We start from the raw sequence: 17,495 nt of genomic DNA on the forward strand, positions 1-17,495 counted from the left end.
CTATCTCCTTCCTTCCGTGTTGCTCAAGTTTTTGCGGAAAAGCCAGAATACGAACGCAATAATCAGGAAAATCATGAGGAAATAAATCCAGCCGATCGCAGCGCCATAGCCGTAATCATTTTGATTGAACACAACAGTACGTATATAGGCCATCATCTGGTTATTGGCCGCAGTAAACGAATTGACAATCGTAAACAGTGTGTTCACCAGAATCATCGGAGCAATCATGGGGAAAGTAATTTTCCAGAAACTCTCCCATTTTGTCGCGCCGTCAATATCAGCCGCCTCGTAAAGGGATGAGGAAATCGTCTGCAGTCCCGCGAGAAAAATCAGAATCTGGACACCGGAATTCCACATGACCAGCGTCAATTGATCAGCCAGATTGAGCAGCGGCTCCAGGATGTTTGGCGGAATGACATTGCTCAGTGTCATGAACAGCCCCGTCGAAGTGAAGAGCGGCATCCGCTCCGCGCCCTGCTCCAGAATTTCCGCCAGTACGGCTCCCGATGCGATAATGACCGGGAGGAAGAAGACGCCGCGGAAGAAGGTGCGTCCGACCAGCGGCCGGTTCAGCAGCAGCGCCGCAAACATGGCGAAGATCAGAATGAGCGGCACCTGGATGAGCAGCTCCAGGAAGGAGTTTTGCAGCAGCGGCAAAAAGTTGACATCCGTCGAGAATGCGCGCCGGAAGTTCAGCGTACCGGTCCATTCCGGGGTTAGCCCTTCCTTGGTGACATTCATTTTGTTAAAGGCGTAATAGAACGATCTGCCGAGCGGAATCGCCATAAACATGGCGAAACCGATCAGCCAAAGCGAGAGGAAGGAGTAGGCTTCGAGCACCGTACGCATCCGGATAGTCAGCCGCAGTTTTTTCTTCATGGTTGCTCTCCTTCCAATACAATGGCGTAATCCCTGGCGGCCAGCGTATGTTTCCCGATCAGTTCGGACGTGTCGCCGTAGTTCACAATGACGTAAGAGCCATCCTGATAGGTGGTGCGGAATACATGCTCTGCCAGCTGCTCATGGTTGACAATCTTCATGTCCTTCACATGCGCCTTGAGCTTGGCGAAGGTCTCATACTCATTAACCGCCTGGTCAACCCACGTGGAATACTCGGCGCTGTACAAGCGCTCCACCATGGAACGCGCCAGCTTCGTCGTCGGCTCATACGTCAACTCGTAGCTCGGCAGCGCGCCGTACTCCAGCGCCCGCAAAAATTCGAGCTGCGGATCATCTCGCAGGTTGGACGGACTGACCGTGTAAGGCACAAGACCGTGAATCGCAATCTGATAGAATGGAACCGCCCCATCCTCAAACGTGAAATCGCTGGCATATACCGGAATATTATCGATCCGGTCGACCAGCCCAAGCGTATAGGCATAGCCGTAATCAACCGCGGTCTTGCCCACCTTGCTTCTCATATCCCCCAACGACTTCTTCCATACGCCTGCCGTCACACTCCGGTCGGTCAGACTCTTCGGATCATGGTCAGAGTAGAGCGTATCTCCCATATATTGCAGGTGAACGCCTGCAATGCCCAGCTCGGCATATTGACCCGATTCTCGCGATACGTACTTGTCATAGACGCGCTCAGGCTTAAGCAGATAAAATACATGATCCCAGTCGGAGAACCGCGTACTGATATAGTAATGTGGCACTTTCCTCACTTCGCGGTCAATGCCGCGGATGGCATCGCGAGATGTCTTGAGCTTGCTGCTGTCCTCGTAAGGCTTCACATAGTTGGCCTTCAAGTACAGGTCAATGCCGTGCTCCTTGGCATAGCTGGCCAGACTCGTCAGCTCTTTCTTGCCGCCTAGCTTGCCTTCTATCGGGAAATGCCCCGGCTGGTTGCCGTACACCCCGTCTTTCGACCAACCGTCAATGGTCAGCTCCAGACTCTTGACACCCTTCTCCAGGAAGGCGTCAATAATCGCTTTGGCCTGGTTGAAAGTCGTCATGTCCACATAAGTGTTGCCGACAATCTCATCGCGGCGCACACCCCCGAACAGTCTGACCTGAAGTGGAACCTGATCCTGCTTCACCGGCTGCACCTGGCGGTCCTTGATGAGGTAATCGCGGTAAGCGTGAGCCATGCCGATATAGTCGGCCTTGTCATCCGTCAGCAGCACATAGCGCACCGTCCGGTCTCCGGTTACCCGCTGCCCCTGGAACAGCGGAATTTCACCTGATTTGCCGATAAAGATAATGTCATCATTGCGGTACATGAACTCTGCGGAGGCCCGGTACATATCAATGCCCCGCATCCCCGGCAGCGTGGCGTTGACTCTTGCGTCATAGTCGCCTTGCGTAATGATAGCGAGAAATCCCTGACTGCCATCGCGGTAGATGCCATATACCGGCAGCGCAGCATCCTGCTTCACATTCGGCTTGCGCATATAAAAATCGTTAAAATCCTGATTCACCCGCTTCTTGAAGGCATGGTCACCGCCATAGACGAACTCGGAATATCCGTCAAAATATTGCGGGTGCGCCTCCTTGAAGCGAATGAGCGCGCCGGAGCCGTCCGGGACGAATACAGCCCCCTGCTCCTGTTTGCCCTGCGCCCCGAAGAACGGCAGCAGCTCCAGCGTTGTAATCTTGGACCTCCCGTTCTCGTAGATCGAGCTGTCCGGGATAGTCGCTTCGAATCCCTGGTCAGTCAGCCGGTATTCAACCGCAAAACCGAAATTAAGCGCCTCATTATCGAAGTCAAAGGCGAAGCGGACGCCCTGGTCGATTTTTTCCATCTTCGTCGCCGCCTTCTCCTTCTTCGGATAGGTCTGGGAGGGGCTGACTCCCTGGGTAAACCGGACATGGACCGGCGCCTGGACAAATTCCCGGTTGTTGGACGGCATTTCGCTGCCCACGGGAGGCGCGCTGAACCATTCCTTCCCTGAGGACGATTCGACAATACGCACATTGCCAAGCTCCTCATTAACGTACAGCTTGTAACGGCTGTTCTCAGCGACAAGCGCTTCAGCCTGGCCGGCATCCGGGTCGGCCTGGGTCGGCAGGACGAAATCCTCCACGACCTCTTCCTCTACTTCCTGCGCTACCGGCTGTACCGTGTTCGGCTTCAAATCCCGGGTCACGTAGATCACGACGGCGAGCAGGATCAGAGCCATCACGGCAGCGGCGGCGGTTATCCATTTTTTATGTCTGCTCAAGCTTGCTTCCTCCTCAAGCATCTCCGTGGGAGATGAATTGTATAGCCTAACCTACAGCCGGAACTGGACTTCTTTCACAATTCCGATCACAAACTCCACCGCCTGATTCACCAGCCCGAAGATGAGGAATCCGACAAACCAGATGACAAGCATGCCGATCAGCGACAGCAGGATGATCCATATCATTTTTCCCAGCTCGAAATCATGCAGAATCTTCACTTTGGCCAGGAACAGGAAGACGACCCAGCACTGGATAAAGGTATAAATGCCATAATAGGTCGTATTCTCCCCTTGCGTCAGTACCTGCGACACCAGCGCCAACGGAACCGACAATACGATATAGGGAAGCAGTGCATACGCGGACGAGACAACGATGTCCTTGAATTTGCCTTCCCCGTCGAGAATTGCGCTCACGGCCCAGTTGGAGATGCACCAGGTCATCCACGGCACCAGAATCCAGAATGATTCGAACAGGAACGAAACCTGGTACGATTCCCGCCCCTCGAAGGAGAACCCGGTCAAGGAAATACGAAGGATATGCACGATCACCATCAGTGCCAGAAGAATCCCGGCATGAGACCACCTGGCGCGGCCTTCGAATTGGATATCATAGAAGAAATCCAGCGGGTGCAGCAGCGCCTTGCGCGTATTGCTCAGCAGTTCCATCAGGAGCCACTCCTTTCCGTAACGTTCCCTTGCGCGTATTCCTTGGGCCGCAATTTTCCCCACTGCTTCCGCAGCAGCGGCACGCCGAATCGGAGTACGAGAAACAACACAATGATGCTGATGAACACAAGCTGAAAATTCTCCCGCAGCCATTCCTTGCGATATTCCTTGAGCGATTGTGAATAATTGTATTGATCCCGGGCCATCTTGTGGTAGGCCATCGCTTCCTTCCACCGCTCTTCCTTCTCCAGCGCCTTGCCGATGCCGCTGTAAGCAAGTTCATAATTGCTGTTGATCTCCAGCACCTTTCGCCATGGCTCCTTGGCCTCCTGATACCGCCCGTCAACAAACAATGACGAAGCTTCATGCACCAGATCGCCGAACGGAGTCGTGCCAAAGCGGTCAATCCTGTTGCGTGTTTTGTCAACGATATAGATGTTGCCGTCGCTTGTCTGGTCGATCGCTACCGGCGTCTGAAACAAGCCGTTCTGGGTACCCAGCCCGCCGAAGACGAACAGCAGGCTTCTGACCTTGTCGTACTGGAACGCTTTGCCTGTCGACAGATCCAGCGCCGTTACAACCCCCTTGTCATCCACCGTCAAATCCACGAAGGAGGCTATATCGAAGGAGCCGTACGAGAAGACATCGCCGAACTTCTTCCGGTTGTGCGCCTGCGTCCAGTCCGGATTATACGTATCGACACCGACAGCGCTCAGCCGTTTGACCTGGTTGTACTCCGTGCCGAGCGTCGTCGTCCAGATGAACCCTTCCTCATCCTGGTACAGATTAGAAAATTCCTGCGGCCTTACAGCCGCCAATTGCGCTTTCTGCTCGTCGGTCGCAAACAACCTGATCAGGAATCGCTGCCAACTGAATTCCACCATATTGGCTCCGAAATAGCCTTTGAAAACGCCATTAGGATCAATTTGCAAAAGTCCCGAGCTTGTGCCGTCATTCGCGATAATCATGTAGTCCCGCTTATCGACAATCAGCTTTGCCGGAGAGAACAGAAAGTTTGCTCCAAGCAGCGGACTGTCAGGCGCCTTGATTTCCTTCTGGAACACCCCGTCATGGTTGAAAATAGCGATCCGGCGATTTTGGGTATCGGCTACATATACGGTGCCGTCATTCTTGACGAAGATGCCTTTGGGACCATTCAGCTTGCCTGGGCCGTCCTCGTCCCCGTATACACGGACCAACTGGTGGCTGCTGTCAAGCAACACGATCCGGTTATTGCCGCTGTCCACTACATAGATCGCGTTGTTGTCATTGATGTAAATATCCTCCGGCGCTTTGAACGGACCTGACGGCAGATTATAGCCGTCAATCGATTCCTTGTACAAATAGCCGTTGATCGACGGGGAATCCGATCTTGAATTCCAGATGTAGCCGTCGTATGGGCTGCTCGCAGACGCTGCCGCCGGGATGCCGAGGAGAAGCGCTGAACTAATGAGCCACACGAGGACAGCTCTTGGTAAGCTTGCTCGCATCGTTCCTCTCCCCCTATTCTTTCAGCCCTGAATGGGCCATCGTCTGAAGCACCATCCGCTGCGTAATGACGAATACTAATATGGTCGGGATAATCATCAGGAAGCTGGCCGCAGCGAACGTGCCCACCCTGGCGACCACTCCCGCTCCGCCGCTGATCGTCTGAATGGCGATCGGCAATGATTTCATATCCTCCTGCGTGGCGTATACCATCGCCGGGTACGGGTCATTCCACGCCTGGATGAAGCTGAACAGCGCAAAGGTCGCAATCGCCGGCTTCAGCATCGGAATAACGATAGAGAGGAAGATTTTCCACTCGCCTGCCCCGTCAATTCTGGCCGCCTCCAGCAGCGGCTCGGGGATCTGCTTCGCAAACTGCACCATGAGGAACATCCCCACCGGCGAAGCCAGATACGGAATGATCTGGGCGATATACGTATTCATGAGGCCGACATTGCTGATGACCAGATACTGCGGAATTTGCAGTACCATCGGCGAGAACATCAGCGAGAAGACGATCAGATTGAAGATCGCGCTGCGAAACGGCATGTTGTGCTTGGCGAGCGGATAGGCGGCCAGCGCCGATACGATAATCCCCCCGCCGACAACGCCCAGCGTGACAATCAGGCTGTTGAAGATGTAGCGCGTGAACGGCACAAAGGATGAACCTGTAACCAGCAAGAGCTGATAAAAGTTGTTCCATGTCGGGTTGATGAAGAAAAAGCGCGGCGGGAACAGGAATAGCTCGGCCGTCGGTTTGAATGCGGTGGACGCCATATATACAAGGGGGGCGAGCATCAGCAGCCCGAATGCGGTCAGCAACAGGTAGAAGAGCGATCTGCCCCAATTGAATCTCAAGCCTTTTACCATGATGATGTCAGTCCCTCCCCAGCCACTTAAAGATAAGACGATTCAGTCCAAGCATGATCATGAACAGGACGACCGCAATGGCCGATGCGTATCCCATCTCGAATTTGATAAAGGCGTAATCGAACAAATGCGTCAGAATCGTATGTCCCGCATAGAGCGGACTCGGTATGCCGACGAGTTGGACACTGACATCGAATACTTGCAGGGAAAATACGACCTGGAGCACCGCGCCGAACAGCAGCTGCGGCTTTACGGATGGAATTGTAATGTACCACAGCTCCTGCAGCTTGAACTTGATGCCGTCGATCGCGCCCGCCTCATACAGTTCCTTGGACACATTTTGCAGACCGGCGAGGAAAGCCAGGAACCCGATCCCCATGCTCATCCAGAGCGACACGATAATAATGACCGGCACGATTGAATTGACATTTTGCAAAAACAGATACGGTTCCTGGATAATACCGAGCTTGAGCGCCCAATAATTGATCAGCCCTTTGCGGTCTCCCGCAAACAGGTACAGCCATACAACCGACATCGCCGTCGCGCTCGTAATCGAGGGCGTATAAAAGCATAGCGTATAGAAAAAGCGGTATTTCACCGGCACCTGGCTGATGAGCCATGCGAGCATAAAAGCCATCACATAACCCACCGGTCCGGTAATCATCGCGAAATTAAACGTAATGCCGATCGCCTTCAAGAAAATATCATCATCGACGAACAGCAGCCGGTAATTGGACAGCCCGATGAAGCGCGGGCTTTCGATCATGTTGTAATAGCTGAAGCTGAGTCCGATCGAGGTGAAAATCGGAATAATCGTAAAGAAGGTGAATAACAGCAAAAATGGCGCGAGAAACAGATAGGATAGCTTGTGGCGCTTGATGTTCTCCCACAAGAGCGCCAGCTTGCTCGGCTTGCCCGTTCCGGGGCTGAGGGGACGATCCGTCCCCGGTACTGTCTTTGTTGTCGCGGTACTGCTCATCTATTTCGCCCCTCCCCCGGTATCTAAGCGGCCGCCGGCAGTGTAGTCATCGCCGAACTCTTCCCGCTTCTTGCGAAGCTCCTTGTTAATTTCACGGACACCGTTCTCGATGGCCTCACGCGGAATTACCCCGTTAAGCACAATTTCGTTCCAGATGTTCGCAATATGCCGCGTTGTATAATAGCCGCCAAGCACAACCTCGCGCTCGCGGAACCATTCCCATTGCTCCAGTACGGCATCGATATCTTCGGATTGCCAAGGCAGGCGCGTCAGCGCTTCGACATTCGCTGTATTCCATCTCGCTTCAACGCCGAGCAGCGATTCCAGCTCGGAGCCGAACCGCTCCTGCGCGTCCGCTCCCGTCCACCAGGTCATGAACTCCCAGGCCGCGTCCTTATTTTTCGCGCTGTTGAACATGACTGCCGTCTGTCCGAGACCGCCTGTCGAGCGGTTAATCTTGCCGTCCGACTGCTTGAGACCCGGGATCGGTTGCATCTTCCACCATCCCGTAAGCTCCGGCGCTGCCGTAGACAGCATGACATAAGTCGTATAATCGGCGACCCCGATCGGCATTTCGCCGGTACGGAAACGGTTGTAGAAGTCGGCCTGCTTCTCAATCTTGTAGTTCGTATATAGTCCGGTCCACATCTTGATTGCTTCCAGCGCTTCATGGGAATCCAGATCGGAATAACGCCCATCGTCCTTATACAGATCACCATTGCGCTGGAACAGGAACGGGGCAAATTCATTGACCGCGTTGTTCGGGGCATTCGGCGCATGCGGGTAGAAGAAATCCATTCCGCTTTGCTGCAGCAGCGGGATCAGGTTCATGACTTCTTCCCAAGTCTGCGGAATCTGGTCTTCCGTCACGCCCAGCTCTTCCATAATGTCCGTTCGATAGAACAGCATCGAGAAGTTCTGCGTCTCCGGCAATGCGAAGTTGCCGCCGTTATACCGGTACGGGATGAGAGCGCCCGGCCGGAATCTTGATGCTATTTCCTCGTAATCGCTGAATGTGGACAGATCGACCAATCCGCCGCGAACCGCGAAGTCAATTGGCACTTCCCCTTCCACCCCAAGCGCTACGTCAGGCGCAAGGCCTGATGTCTGAGCAAGCAGGAGCAGTTGCATGGCTCCGGCAGGGATAACGTTGACATTGACCTTGATGCCGCTCTCCGGCGTGAAGTCCTCATCGACCATCTGCTTGATGATCTGTACCCAATCGCGGCCGCGGGCGACCCAGACATCAATCACTTCTTCGTCATCATAGACATTGCCGATACCGCTGTAGTCTTTTGTAAACGAATACATAAAATCCATGACTGTTGTTCCAAACCGCTTGATGATCGGCGCTTCCGCCTTCGGCCACGGATGATCGACCGATTTGATCACAAAATAATCGATAATTACGCTTTGCGTACTCAGACCGTTCACCCACAGTCCGAGTGAAGATTGCATATCCGTCAGCGAAGCCAGACGGCTTGGAATCAAATCGGTCTTCGCTGCCATTGCAAGCAGCTGATCGCGAGCCTCGCCCAAGGTACTGACCTCGGATGAACCCTTCGGCACGCCAAAGTCATAGAGCTTATTCATCGCATCATCCAGCGATCTGGCCATCAGATGGATTCGCGGAACGAGATTCGGGATGCTTCCCTCAAGCTTCCAGTCGCGGTTCGGGTCCGGGTTCGTTCCCGTAATTTGCAGAATTTCTCTGGACAGCAGCGAGATTTTGCTCGTCGTATCCAGCACATTCTCGAATACCTCGCCAAGCGATCCGACCTGCACCTCCATCCGCAACGTATGCTTGCCTTCCTCCAGATAAAAGAGATACTCCTCGTCCCGATCCGTCAGGCTGTGAAGCTGCCAGCCTTGCTTGAACGGGAATTTGGCATGATTCATTTCCTTGAATGGCACTTTGCCGTCAATCATCACCATGCGTTCAATCGGAATTCCGTTCAGGAACCATGCCCCGAACCTTGCGCCAATATTGTACAGACCGCTTTCCGGCACCTCGAATTCCCATTCTGCCCATTGGCCGCCCTTGCGCCATGCATCGCCGCCGAAGCTATTCAATGTAATCGCTTTCGAATTTAACGGCTCTGTAGCCGGCTCCCGGTCTTCCACACGACGCAGTGTCGGATCGGACCGCAATGAGGAGCCTTCCGCCTGCACCTTGATGAAGTGGCCTTTCGTGGGCTTATAGCCCTTCTCGTCATATTCAGCCACAAGCTGCTCATAGCTCGGGATTTGTACAGGCGAGAATACTTCCAGCTCCCCAATTGCTGCCGGCTCCCGCATCGCATTGATGCGGATCGTATGCTCCCCTTTGCTCAAATAATAGCGGAACGGCTCGGACACCTTGCCTTCGGCATCGCGGAACTCGCGGTACTGCCAGCCAAATACCTCTTCCCGGCGCGGGTTGAATTCATTGCCCTGATTATCCTTGGTCGTCGGTCCCGCTTCTCTCCACATCCGCTGGAATTCCATCTTCTTCGACTGGAAGAAAGGGAACTCGCCGTCAATCTGGACATTGCGCACAATAGCGGAACGCTTGCCCTCAAGCGCATAATAGCTCATGGCCAACTGGTAAAATCCATCCTCTGGAACGTTCACCTTGTATTCCACCCAGCTGTCCTCGCCATCCAGTATGAGCACATCGCCTGTCCATCCGTCCAGACTGCTGGCAACAGAGGTTCCTTCCTCACTCCTCGCTGCGTATTCCATAGACGGAACCGACAGTCGGAATCCTGATGTATCCTTGGCTCCCTCCTGCTCCAAAGCCCTCATATATTTCAGGTAAGAAGGCTCCAGCCTGCTCTTGATGTCCTGATCCGCCAGTATGGAACGCTCATCGACATCACTATAGTCGGGTATGCTCGCCATCGCAAGATCATCAAATCCGCGCGTGCTGTTCCAATAGAGAATAGCAACGGCAACCAAGGCAAGCACAATCAGACTGACCATATAGTTACGTAAAATTTTTGCAGCTCTGCGAAGCACGCATACGTTCCCCCTGTCTAGTGGCTAGATTATTCCACATTGTATCAAGCGGCCCCGGGACGTGGAATCGCACTTTATTAGGCTTATAGTCTTTTTTCAACCATTTGGGTTTTGAAGTGTTTAATTCCTAATTTTTACCTATTTTTAGATTGCTTTTTTCGCGGCTCTCATCGTATTCTAAGTTGAACAAAAGAAACAGAAGGGAAGAACCTTTCATACGCAGGTCCTGCCTGGATTTCATTTGTTCAACTTTTATCATGATCAATCGGGGAGAGGGGCTGATTTGAATGTACAAGGATCAAGGCCGTGTGCAAGGATTTCTGCGCGCAAATGGGGAGCAGATTGTAAACGGAGACGGCGAGCCGCTGCTGCTGCGCGGGGTCGGACTTGGCAATTGGATGCTGCCTGAAGGGTATATGTGGAAGTTTTTCAAAGGTGCGGATCGCCCAAGGCGGATTGAGAAGCTGATCAGCGACCTCATTGGAGAAACGAACGCTGAACAATTCTGGAAGCGATTCCACGACGATTACATTACGGAAGCAGACATTCGCAAAATGGCGGAAGAAGGCCTGAATTCTGTCCGGCTGGCGATTAATTCCAGACATATTATTGAGGATGATGAGCCGCTCAGATGGAAAGCGGACAGGATCGGCCGAATTGATCGGTTGATCGAATGGTGCCGCGACTATCAGCTCTATGTCATTCTGGATCTCCACGGCGCGCCGGGCGGCCAGACCGGAGCCAACATCGATGACAGCGAGCAGGATCAGCCCGGGCTGTTCCAGTCAGAGGAAATGCGCGAGCGGACGATCCGGCTGTGGCGAATGCTCGCCGAGCGCTACAAGGATGAATGGATTGTAGGGGGATATGACCTGCTGAATGAACCGCTCCCGGAATGGTTCAACCGGTATAATGAGCAGGTCATGCCGCTCTATCGCGATATTACGAAGGCCATTCGTGAAGTGGACGCCAGCCACATGATTATCATTGAGGGCGTTCACTGGGCCAATGACTGGTCCATCTTCACGGAGAAATTCGATGACAACACGATGCTGCAATTCCATAAATATTGGAGTGCAGTGGATACCGCAAGCATTCAGCGGTTTTTGGACAAGCGCAAGGAATGGAACGCGCCAATCTATATGGGTGAAGGCGGGGAGAACTGCTGGAATTGGTACGTCGGGGCGTTCGGGCTATTCGAGGACCACAATATTTCCTGGAACTTCTGGCCCTGGAAGAAGCTCGACAACCGCAACTCCCCCTGCTCGATCAATCGCCCCGATGACTGGGACCTGATTATTGCCTATGCCCAGGGTGAAGGGCCGAAGCCTGAGCCGGAGAAGGCGCAAGCGATTCTCGATCAGTATCTGGACAATATCCGGTTTGACAATTGCCTCTACTCGCCCGAGGTGCTGCGTTCCGCCCAGCGCAAGCTGCCGCTGCGTATCCCGGCTGAATACTACGGCAATCAGGGCGCAGGAATTGACCATTACGCGGTGAGCGAAGTCGCTGAAGGCAGCTTATTCCGCCAACATGACGGACTGCTTATTCAGTTTGTTCACGGGGAGTCCGACAAAAAGCCTAGCTTCAGCAGCCACGGCCACGTACAACAAATTGAGGAAGAAAAGCTGTCTGTTCGATTGAACGAAGGAGAGTGGGTGCGCTACCGTGTATACAGTGAAACAGACGAGTCCTATTCCATCCGGGTACATGCCCTGTTCCAGGATGCCAACGGCTCGCTGACCGTCAGGTTGAACGGACAGCCGCTCGGAGAGGCTGCACCGAATGCCGGAAACCTGGCCTTTCCGCAACCTGGTGATGGAAAAATCCCGGCTGCCTTCAGCCCTGTTCCTTCAAATGGCAGCAAGACTACCGAAGATGAAGTGGCGTCTTCAAGGATTGACGGCAGCTCATTGGCCTTGGATGACTCGGATGGCGGGGATACAACTGCTCCTGAAGCTGCAGCGGACAGTCCCGCTTCCTGGATTGTCTATGAAATCGCTAAGAGTCAACTCCTGCACACAGGCCGGCATGAACTGCATGTTGAAGCGGCCGTTGGCAGCGTGAAGCTTGATTGGATTGAAGTGGTGAAATGCTGAATATCAGTAGAATTAAAGCGAATGCCGGCTCCCTCTCCATGAAGATACCGAATTCATGGTTCTTGTAAAATCCATTGAAGGTAAAGTTAGTAGAACGAAGGAGAAAATGGGGAAGTCTTAAGTGTAAAAAGGTTTTTGATGAAGAATTTCTGGATGATTTGGAGGAAAAGTAGATTACTTATAAATACTATGTGTGATGAAGCATAAGCCGGCCGTATCACAATGGATTTATTCTGGTTGAGTGTTTGCTTGACAGAAGGTAATGAAGTCCGGTAGAGAAGTTATGTCGTAGTTATGAACAGCGCGTACTATTTTTTCAATGATCGTCTGTTCAAAATCTTTAGAGGTTGACGGATCTAATGTTCTTGTTTGCTTTCTTATCAAGGGGTAATACGCTTCGATAATCTTTTGCATTGCTTGACGTTCACCGTATTGTGCTTGTTGGACGGTTTCAAAGAGTTCATCGTTTGTCATTTTTTTTATCACTCTCTCCTATCAAAGCAATCTTGAACTCCTGCATCGTGTTTGTAAGGGAGTCTATCTTTTTTTCAAAGCGAAGCAACAAATACCCTGTCACAACAATGGGGAAACCGAGCAACTTTCCTCGTTTTAGATACTGCTTGCTGAGTAACATGAAGCATTACAGCTATCTCGCTATCCTTTGAAAGCGCTGAGTATGCAAGTGTAACAACGATTTTTTGTTTGGAAGTAAGGTTGGAAAAGCCCTCATACAAGCATTCATTGTTTAGCTGCTCTTGAAAAACAGTAGGATCTACGGTAACCTGCGGTAAATCATCACCACTGTAGACATACGACAGTATTTCACCAATCTCTGCCTCTTCCTCATCCGATATTTGTTTATTATAAATGGTAAGTTCCCTTTCCTCCGAACGTTTAACTTTTCTGACGAAATCTATTCTCCCGTTGGTAATCAGTGAATTAAGATATTTGGTGAAACGAAGAGCAAAGAAATGTTTTTTAAACGAAAGATTAAGTTTTTCGAGGTTTTCTGGAGTTGTATCGTCAAAGTATTTGCGAACCAAATTTACGTTTGCAGGGTGTGAGCAAAATCCCCGCAGAACAGGATGTTGAAGGGCTACCTCAACATCAAAAAGAGGGGAAGGAGTACTTTTTCGCATAAGAAGTCATTCCTTTCGATAAAATTCATTTTAGGTTCCTACTTAATACAGTGTCATAACTGTCAAAAAGTACAACTATTAGGGAACAAATGTTCCTATTTTATTATAAATACTTCTGTCCTTTTTGAAAAGGTTGGTATACCATAAATCATGAAAAACGTTGTATAGACGAAACAAATAAGGCACAGTGTGCGTTTATACGGAAGAGAGTAAAATCCCTATTTAAGTCCAGCGTTGAAGCTCTATTGCCGTTCAACCCGTGGCCCGACGTATTATCGGCTGCCTTCATCTCTACGATGTGGTCTTCGCAACTCCTGGTGTTTTTATCAATATCCGACTGAATCATCTTTATAGTCTATAAAAAAAGTGGGAATCGCTGAAACAAATCATATTCGAATTCGTCTAATAAAGAGGGGATGTTAACGCGCTAAGATGCTCTCTACGACAAAAACCATTGAGTTATTATGATGGTTACCTCATCTTCCCTTCGAATTACAGTATGGTTCAGATACATACATCATAATTTAATGAATGATCTAACCTAAGGAGGAAATGTGATGAAGAAGACCAAAACTGCGATTGTTTTTTTAGTCCTAATTGGTATCTTTACGATTCTATTAGGATGTAAGTCATCTGAAGATCTGACTCAATCAACAAGTGAAGAAAAATCGGATTTACCGATTGATCATTCCGTTAGTATTGATAAGGGTTCTAGCCAGTCTGAAAATCCAATACCTACAGAGACGACAAATGATCAACAGCCTCAGTACATCGATGAAAGTAAATATGAAGGCGATGAATTAGGGATCGTCAAGACATTAAACAAAATGCAGAAAGCGTTATACGAAAAGGACGTTGAAGCATATAACTCAATCATTGCAGAAGATGGGAATCGAGAAAAAGCTGGGCCTGGTTTTAAAATGTACTTTATAAGTTTCGACACATTAGACTTCACAGTGAAACCCGAACCTACACCTCCTGAGGGTGCTATACCTGTTTGGATAGAATATACAGAGAAGGTCTATGGAAGAATAGAAAAAGACAAGCAGCTGTTTACATTTGTTTTCGAAGATGATGCCTGGAAATTACTTTATGTAGCTGATTATTTGCGGTTTTAAGAATAAAAAATGCGCTTTATCACAAATTGTGATAAAGCGCATTTTTATTAAATCTTAAAAACCACTGCCATTGTTCCATGTAGTAGGGTTAACCCGTACCATACTGTACACTTTACGGGGATCGTTGGGATCTGGGTCCGGTTGCCAAGAATCATCAATCAGGAAGGAGCCAGCTGGAACTTGACGTTTGTAGCGCAATTGGGAAGAGCCGCCACCATCTAGGTGCACACCCATACTACAACCTAAGCCTTTCATAAACTTTCTAACTTCCCATACAGAGGCATTCTCAAATGTGGCTAGGACAATTGTTCGGTTTGAACCGCTAGGACCGGTCGCACCATAGCCAATGGCAGATCTACCGTCAAAATTAGTTTTACCTGCCCATGAATTAGCATATTCAGGGTTACCGACGATATCGTTAATATAAGCTGTTTCTTGGGCAGACTCTGTGCCAGTGTACGTTTTTTGTAAATGCAAGCTATATCCACCTATAGCCCATTTCACATTATTTGCAGTAGCGCCTACAGTATTACCGCTATGATCCGTAGTGTCATTATATTTTTTCACGACATGCGTTTTCATAAAACTAAGGTTCACAGCAGGATCAAAATGGTAGAGGACTCCTCGTTTGGTCGTTTGCCCAGGCCCATGACTAGAATTAGCTGTTTGATCACCGCCGGTTCTTACCGCGGCATTGTTATTAACAGCTACTCCCAAAAGTGACGAACCGTAAAAGAATGTCCCGTTGATCCCGTACATGTTGGAATTCACAACGCTCCCATCAATTTTCACCACAGATACACAATCAAGATCCGCGATGATGTATCGAACTTCTTTTCCATTCTGTGTCGTTTTATGAGTATTAGCGATAGTCATTGTAAATCACTCCTGTTTATTTTATTAGAACATCATCCGGATGAATGTTCTGCCTTCATTTTTCAAGCGCCAATTCTTAAGTCGCTCTTCTTGTTGAAGACATTCGGGATACCACTGTGCCTACTGTATCCCTCAATAGGCACCATGGGAATGTCATTTTATCAAGCTAATCATCGAGATGACTCTTTCCAATGTCTCTCTATGATTGCCTGATGATATATACAGTGTCGCGAGTATAAGAAATAACAACTAGTACCCTATCAACTCTAATAGTAGAGATTGGATGAATATGACAAGCACTGTATTCCGCAAGATCCACTACCTTGCTGCGAAATCCTTTCGCTGTCGCGGCCGCCATATACGTTTCGATATGCGCCAAAACCGGCTTGGAAAAATATAATGGTAGCCGGTGCTGCAAGATATGGTTGCGAATTGACGCATGATCGGGTACGATGGCGGTATGAGACATAGCGAACTCTCCTTGGTAGATAGGGTTGTGGTGACTACTTTTTACCACAAGGAGCGCGCTTGTCTCTATTTTTTTCGATTTTACAGTTTAATGGAAGCGAATTTGCTCATTTATAGTTATAAATACTTCTGTCATTTTTGAAAAGGTTGGTATACCATAAATCATGAAAAACGTTGTATACATCATAATTTAATGAATGATCTAACCAAAGGAGGAAATGTGATGAAGAAGACCAAAACTGCGATTGTTTTTTTATGCCTAATTTGTATCTTTATGATTTTATTAGGATGTAAGTCAGCTGAGGATTTGACTCAATCAACAAGTGAAGAAAAATCGGATTTACCGATTAATCATATTGATAAGGATTCTAGCCCGCCTGAAAATCCAATACCTACAGAGACGACAAATGATCAACAGCCTCAGTACATCGATGAAAGTAAATATGAAGGCGATGAATTAGGGATTGTAAAGACATTAAATAACATAGTGAAAGCGTCATACGAGAAGGACACTGATGCATATAATTCACTCATTACAGGAGATATGAATCCGATTAAAGGGAAGGTTGATTTTAAAAAGCAGTTTTTGAGTATCGATAAATTAGATTTCACGGTGAAACCTGACCTTACACCTCCTGATGGTGCTAAACCTGTTTGGGTAGAATATACAGAGAAGATCGATGGTTACGAGGCAATTGAAACAGATAAGCAATTGTTTGTGTTTCAGTTTGAAGATAATGTTTGGAAATTACTTTATATAGCTGATTCGTGGCAGTGGTAAGAATAAAATAAAAAAATGCGCTATGTCACTGTTTGTGATAGCGCATTTTTTTATTTCTCTAGAAGGTCTGTCAATCTAAATGTGATATTTCAGACAGCATTTTACGAATAATATCGTCTTAAAAAAAACCACTACCACCATTCCAGCTTGTAGGATTAACTCTTACCATGTTGTAAACAGTACGGTTAGGCTCTGGATCAGGTTCCCAAGTATCATTGGAAATGCTCCCTCCTGGCTGGATTTGGCGTTTATAGCGCAATTGGGAGGAACCGCCACCGTCAAAATGTACGCCCATAGTGCAACCTAAGCCTTTCATGAACTGCCTAACTTCCCATACAGAGGCGTTCTTAAATGTAGCTAGAACAATTGATTTGTATGAACCACTGGGCCCAAGCGCACCATAGCCAATGGCAGATCTACCGTCAAAATTACTTTTACCTGCCCATGAATTAGCATATTCAGGGTGACCGACGATATCGTTAATATAAGCTGTTTCTTGGGCAGACTCTGTGTCAGTGTACGTTTTTTTGTAAGCGAGGTATATTATTAATTTGAATTCGACCCTAAGAAGAAAACGAAACGAAAAACGTACTGATTAGAATTGTGTGTTCTGATACACCATGGACGTTCTTCGTAAATGGACAGGCCGCGTTCAAAACTGGGGACAAATGCTGTTACAGTTGTCCGTTTTCTTCCCCGATCGCGTTGGCCAGTACCTGAAGTATGGGGCGGAGTTCCCCTCCACAGTAGCACCCTTACATTCGTTGTAGAGTAGAAGAGCGCCTTTCCTTTCAGGATTGTACACTCCCCCCTCGCAGAACCGTGCTTGCGCTATTTACGCACA

Annotated in this window: 15 protein-coding genes and 1 pseudogene; 3 read left to right on the top strand and 13 right to left on the bottom strand. The window is 49.4% G+C overall.

Features of this window, described 5'->3' with window-relative positions; genetic code table 11:
- Genes JFN88_RS22305 through JFN88_RS25030 form a run of 7 tightly spaced genes read right to left on the bottom strand, consistent with a single transcriptional unit; the run spans window position 1 to window position 10,170 of the window.
- Window positions 1-879, bottom strand: a complete 879-nt coding sequence (locus tag JFN88_RS22305; protein ID WP_199021544.1) for a carbohydrate ABC transporter permease — start codon at window positions 877-879, stop codon at window positions 1-3.
- A complete protein-coding gene (locus JFN88_RS22310; protein WP_199021545.1) occupies window positions 876-3,167 on the bottom strand; it encodes a DUF5696 domain-containing protein in 2,292 nt (763 codons plus the stop codon). The genes JFN88_RS22305 and JFN88_RS22310 overlap by 4 nt, the downstream gene beginning before the upstream one ends.
- A gap of 51 nt (window positions 3,168-3,218) precedes the next feature.
- Window positions 3,219-3,833, bottom strand: coding sequence for a YIP1 family protein (locus JFN88_RS22315; protein ID WP_199021546.1), 615 nt, complete (start codon window positions 3,831-3,833; stop codon window positions 3,219-3,221).
- On the bottom strand, window positions 3,833-5,323 hold the full coding sequence (locus JFN88_RS22320; protein WP_199021547.1) for a hypothetical protein: 1,491 nt from the start codon (window positions 5,321-5,323) through the stop codon (window positions 3,833-3,835). The genes JFN88_RS22315 and JFN88_RS22320 overlap by 1 nt, the downstream gene beginning before the upstream one ends.
- 13 nt (window positions 5,324-5,336) lie before the next feature.
- On the bottom strand, window positions 5,337-6,191 hold the full coding sequence (locus tag JFN88_RS22325; protein WP_199021548.1) for a carbohydrate ABC transporter permease: 855 nt from the start codon (window positions 6,189-6,191) through the stop codon (window positions 5,337-5,339).
- A 7-nt stretch (window positions 6,192-6,198) separates the two neighbouring features.
- On the bottom strand, window positions 6,199-7,170 hold the full coding sequence (locus JFN88_RS22330) for a carbohydrate ABC transporter permease (protein WP_199021549.1): 972 nt from the start codon (window positions 7,168-7,170) through the stop codon (window positions 6,199-6,201).
- On the bottom strand, window positions 7,171-10,170 hold the full coding sequence (locus tag JFN88_RS25030; protein WP_199021550.1) for an extracellular solute-binding protein: 3,000 nt from the start codon (window positions 10,168-10,170) through the stop codon (window positions 7,171-7,173). It abuts the gene before it with no gap.
- A 287-nt stretch (window positions 10,171-10,457) separates the two neighbouring features.
- Here JFN88_RS25030 and JFN88_RS22340 point away from each other — a divergent pair, with 287 nt between their 5' ends.
- On the top strand, window positions 10,458-12,269 hold the full coding sequence (locus JFN88_RS22340; protein WP_199021551.1) for a glycoside hydrolase family 5 protein: 1,812 nt from the start codon (window positions 10,458-10,460) through the stop codon (window positions 12,267-12,269).
- 228 nt (window positions 12,270-12,497) lie between these two features.
- On the opposite strand, the gene JFN88_RS22345 is transcribed toward JFN88_RS22340, so the two are convergent.
- Genes JFN88_RS22345 through JFN88_RS25040 form a run of 3 tightly spaced genes read right to left on the bottom strand, consistent with a single transcriptional unit; the run spans window position 12,498 to window position 13,408 of the window.
- Window positions 12,498-12,743, bottom strand: a complete 246-nt coding sequence (locus JFN88_RS22345) for a helix-turn-helix domain-containing protein (protein ID WP_199021552.1) — start codon at window positions 12,741-12,743, stop codon at window positions 12,498-12,500.
- Entirely contained in the window at window positions 12,730-12,846 is a 117-nt protein-coding gene (locus tag JFN88_RS25035) for a YvrJ family protein (RefSeq protein ID WP_332908536.1), read from the bottom strand. The genes JFN88_RS22345 and JFN88_RS25035 overlap by 14 nt, the downstream gene beginning before the upstream one ends.
- Window positions 12,818-13,408 (bottom strand): hypothetical protein, encoded by a 591-nt coding sequence (locus JFN88_RS25040; RefSeq protein WP_199021578.1) that lies wholly within the window; start codon window positions 13,406-13,408, stop codon window positions 12,818-12,820. The genes JFN88_RS25035 and JFN88_RS25040 overlap by 29 nt, the downstream gene beginning before the upstream one ends.
- Before the next feature lie 557 nt (window positions 13,409-13,965).
- On the opposite strand from JFN88_RS25040, the gene JFN88_RS22360 reads away from it, so the two are divergent.
- Window positions 13,966-14,526, top strand: coding sequence for a hypothetical protein (locus JFN88_RS22360; RefSeq protein WP_199021554.1), 561 nt, complete (start codon window positions 13,966-13,968; stop codon window positions 14,524-14,526).
- A gap of 54 nt (window positions 14,527-14,580) precedes the next feature.
- Here the strand turns inward: JFN88_RS22360 and JFN88_RS22365 are convergent, their stop codons facing one another.
- Both JFN88_RS22365 and JFN88_RS22370 read right to left on the bottom strand, forming a co-directional pair.
- On the bottom strand, window positions 14,581-15,402 hold the full coding sequence (locus JFN88_RS22365) for a phosphodiester glycosidase family protein (protein WP_199021555.1): 822 nt from the start codon (window positions 15,400-15,402) through the stop codon (window positions 14,581-14,583).
- Between the two features lie 289 nt (window positions 15,403-15,691).
- Window positions 15,692-15,871: pseudogene (locus tag JFN88_RS22370) on the bottom strand (IS701 family transposase); the annotation flags it as partial.
- Between the two features lie 222 nt (window positions 15,872-16,093).
- On the opposite strand from JFN88_RS22370, the gene JFN88_RS22375 reads away from it, so the two are divergent.
- Window positions 16,094-16,651: a hypothetical protein gene (locus JFN88_RS22375; RefSeq protein WP_199021557.1), complete on the top strand. Its 558-nt coding sequence runs from the start codon at window positions 16,094-16,096 to the stop codon at window positions 16,649-16,651.
- Between the two features lie 118 nt (window positions 16,652-16,769).
- On the opposite strand, the gene JFN88_RS24710 is transcribed toward JFN88_RS22375, so the two are convergent.
- Window positions 16,770-17,198 carry a phosphodiester glycosidase family protein gene (locus tag JFN88_RS24710; RefSeq protein WP_199021576.1) on the bottom strand — a complete coding sequence of 143 codons (429 nt, stop codon included), beginning with the start codon at window positions 17,196-17,198 and terminating at the stop codon, window positions 16,770-16,772.
- Window positions 17,199-17,495 lie beyond the last annotated feature (297 nt).

The sequence above is a fragment of the Paenibacillus roseus genome (genome assembly GCF_016424485.1).
GTDB classification, from domain to species: domain Bacteria; phylum Bacillota; class Bacilli; order Paenibacillales; family Paenibacillaceae; genus Paenibacillus_D; species Paenibacillus_D roseus.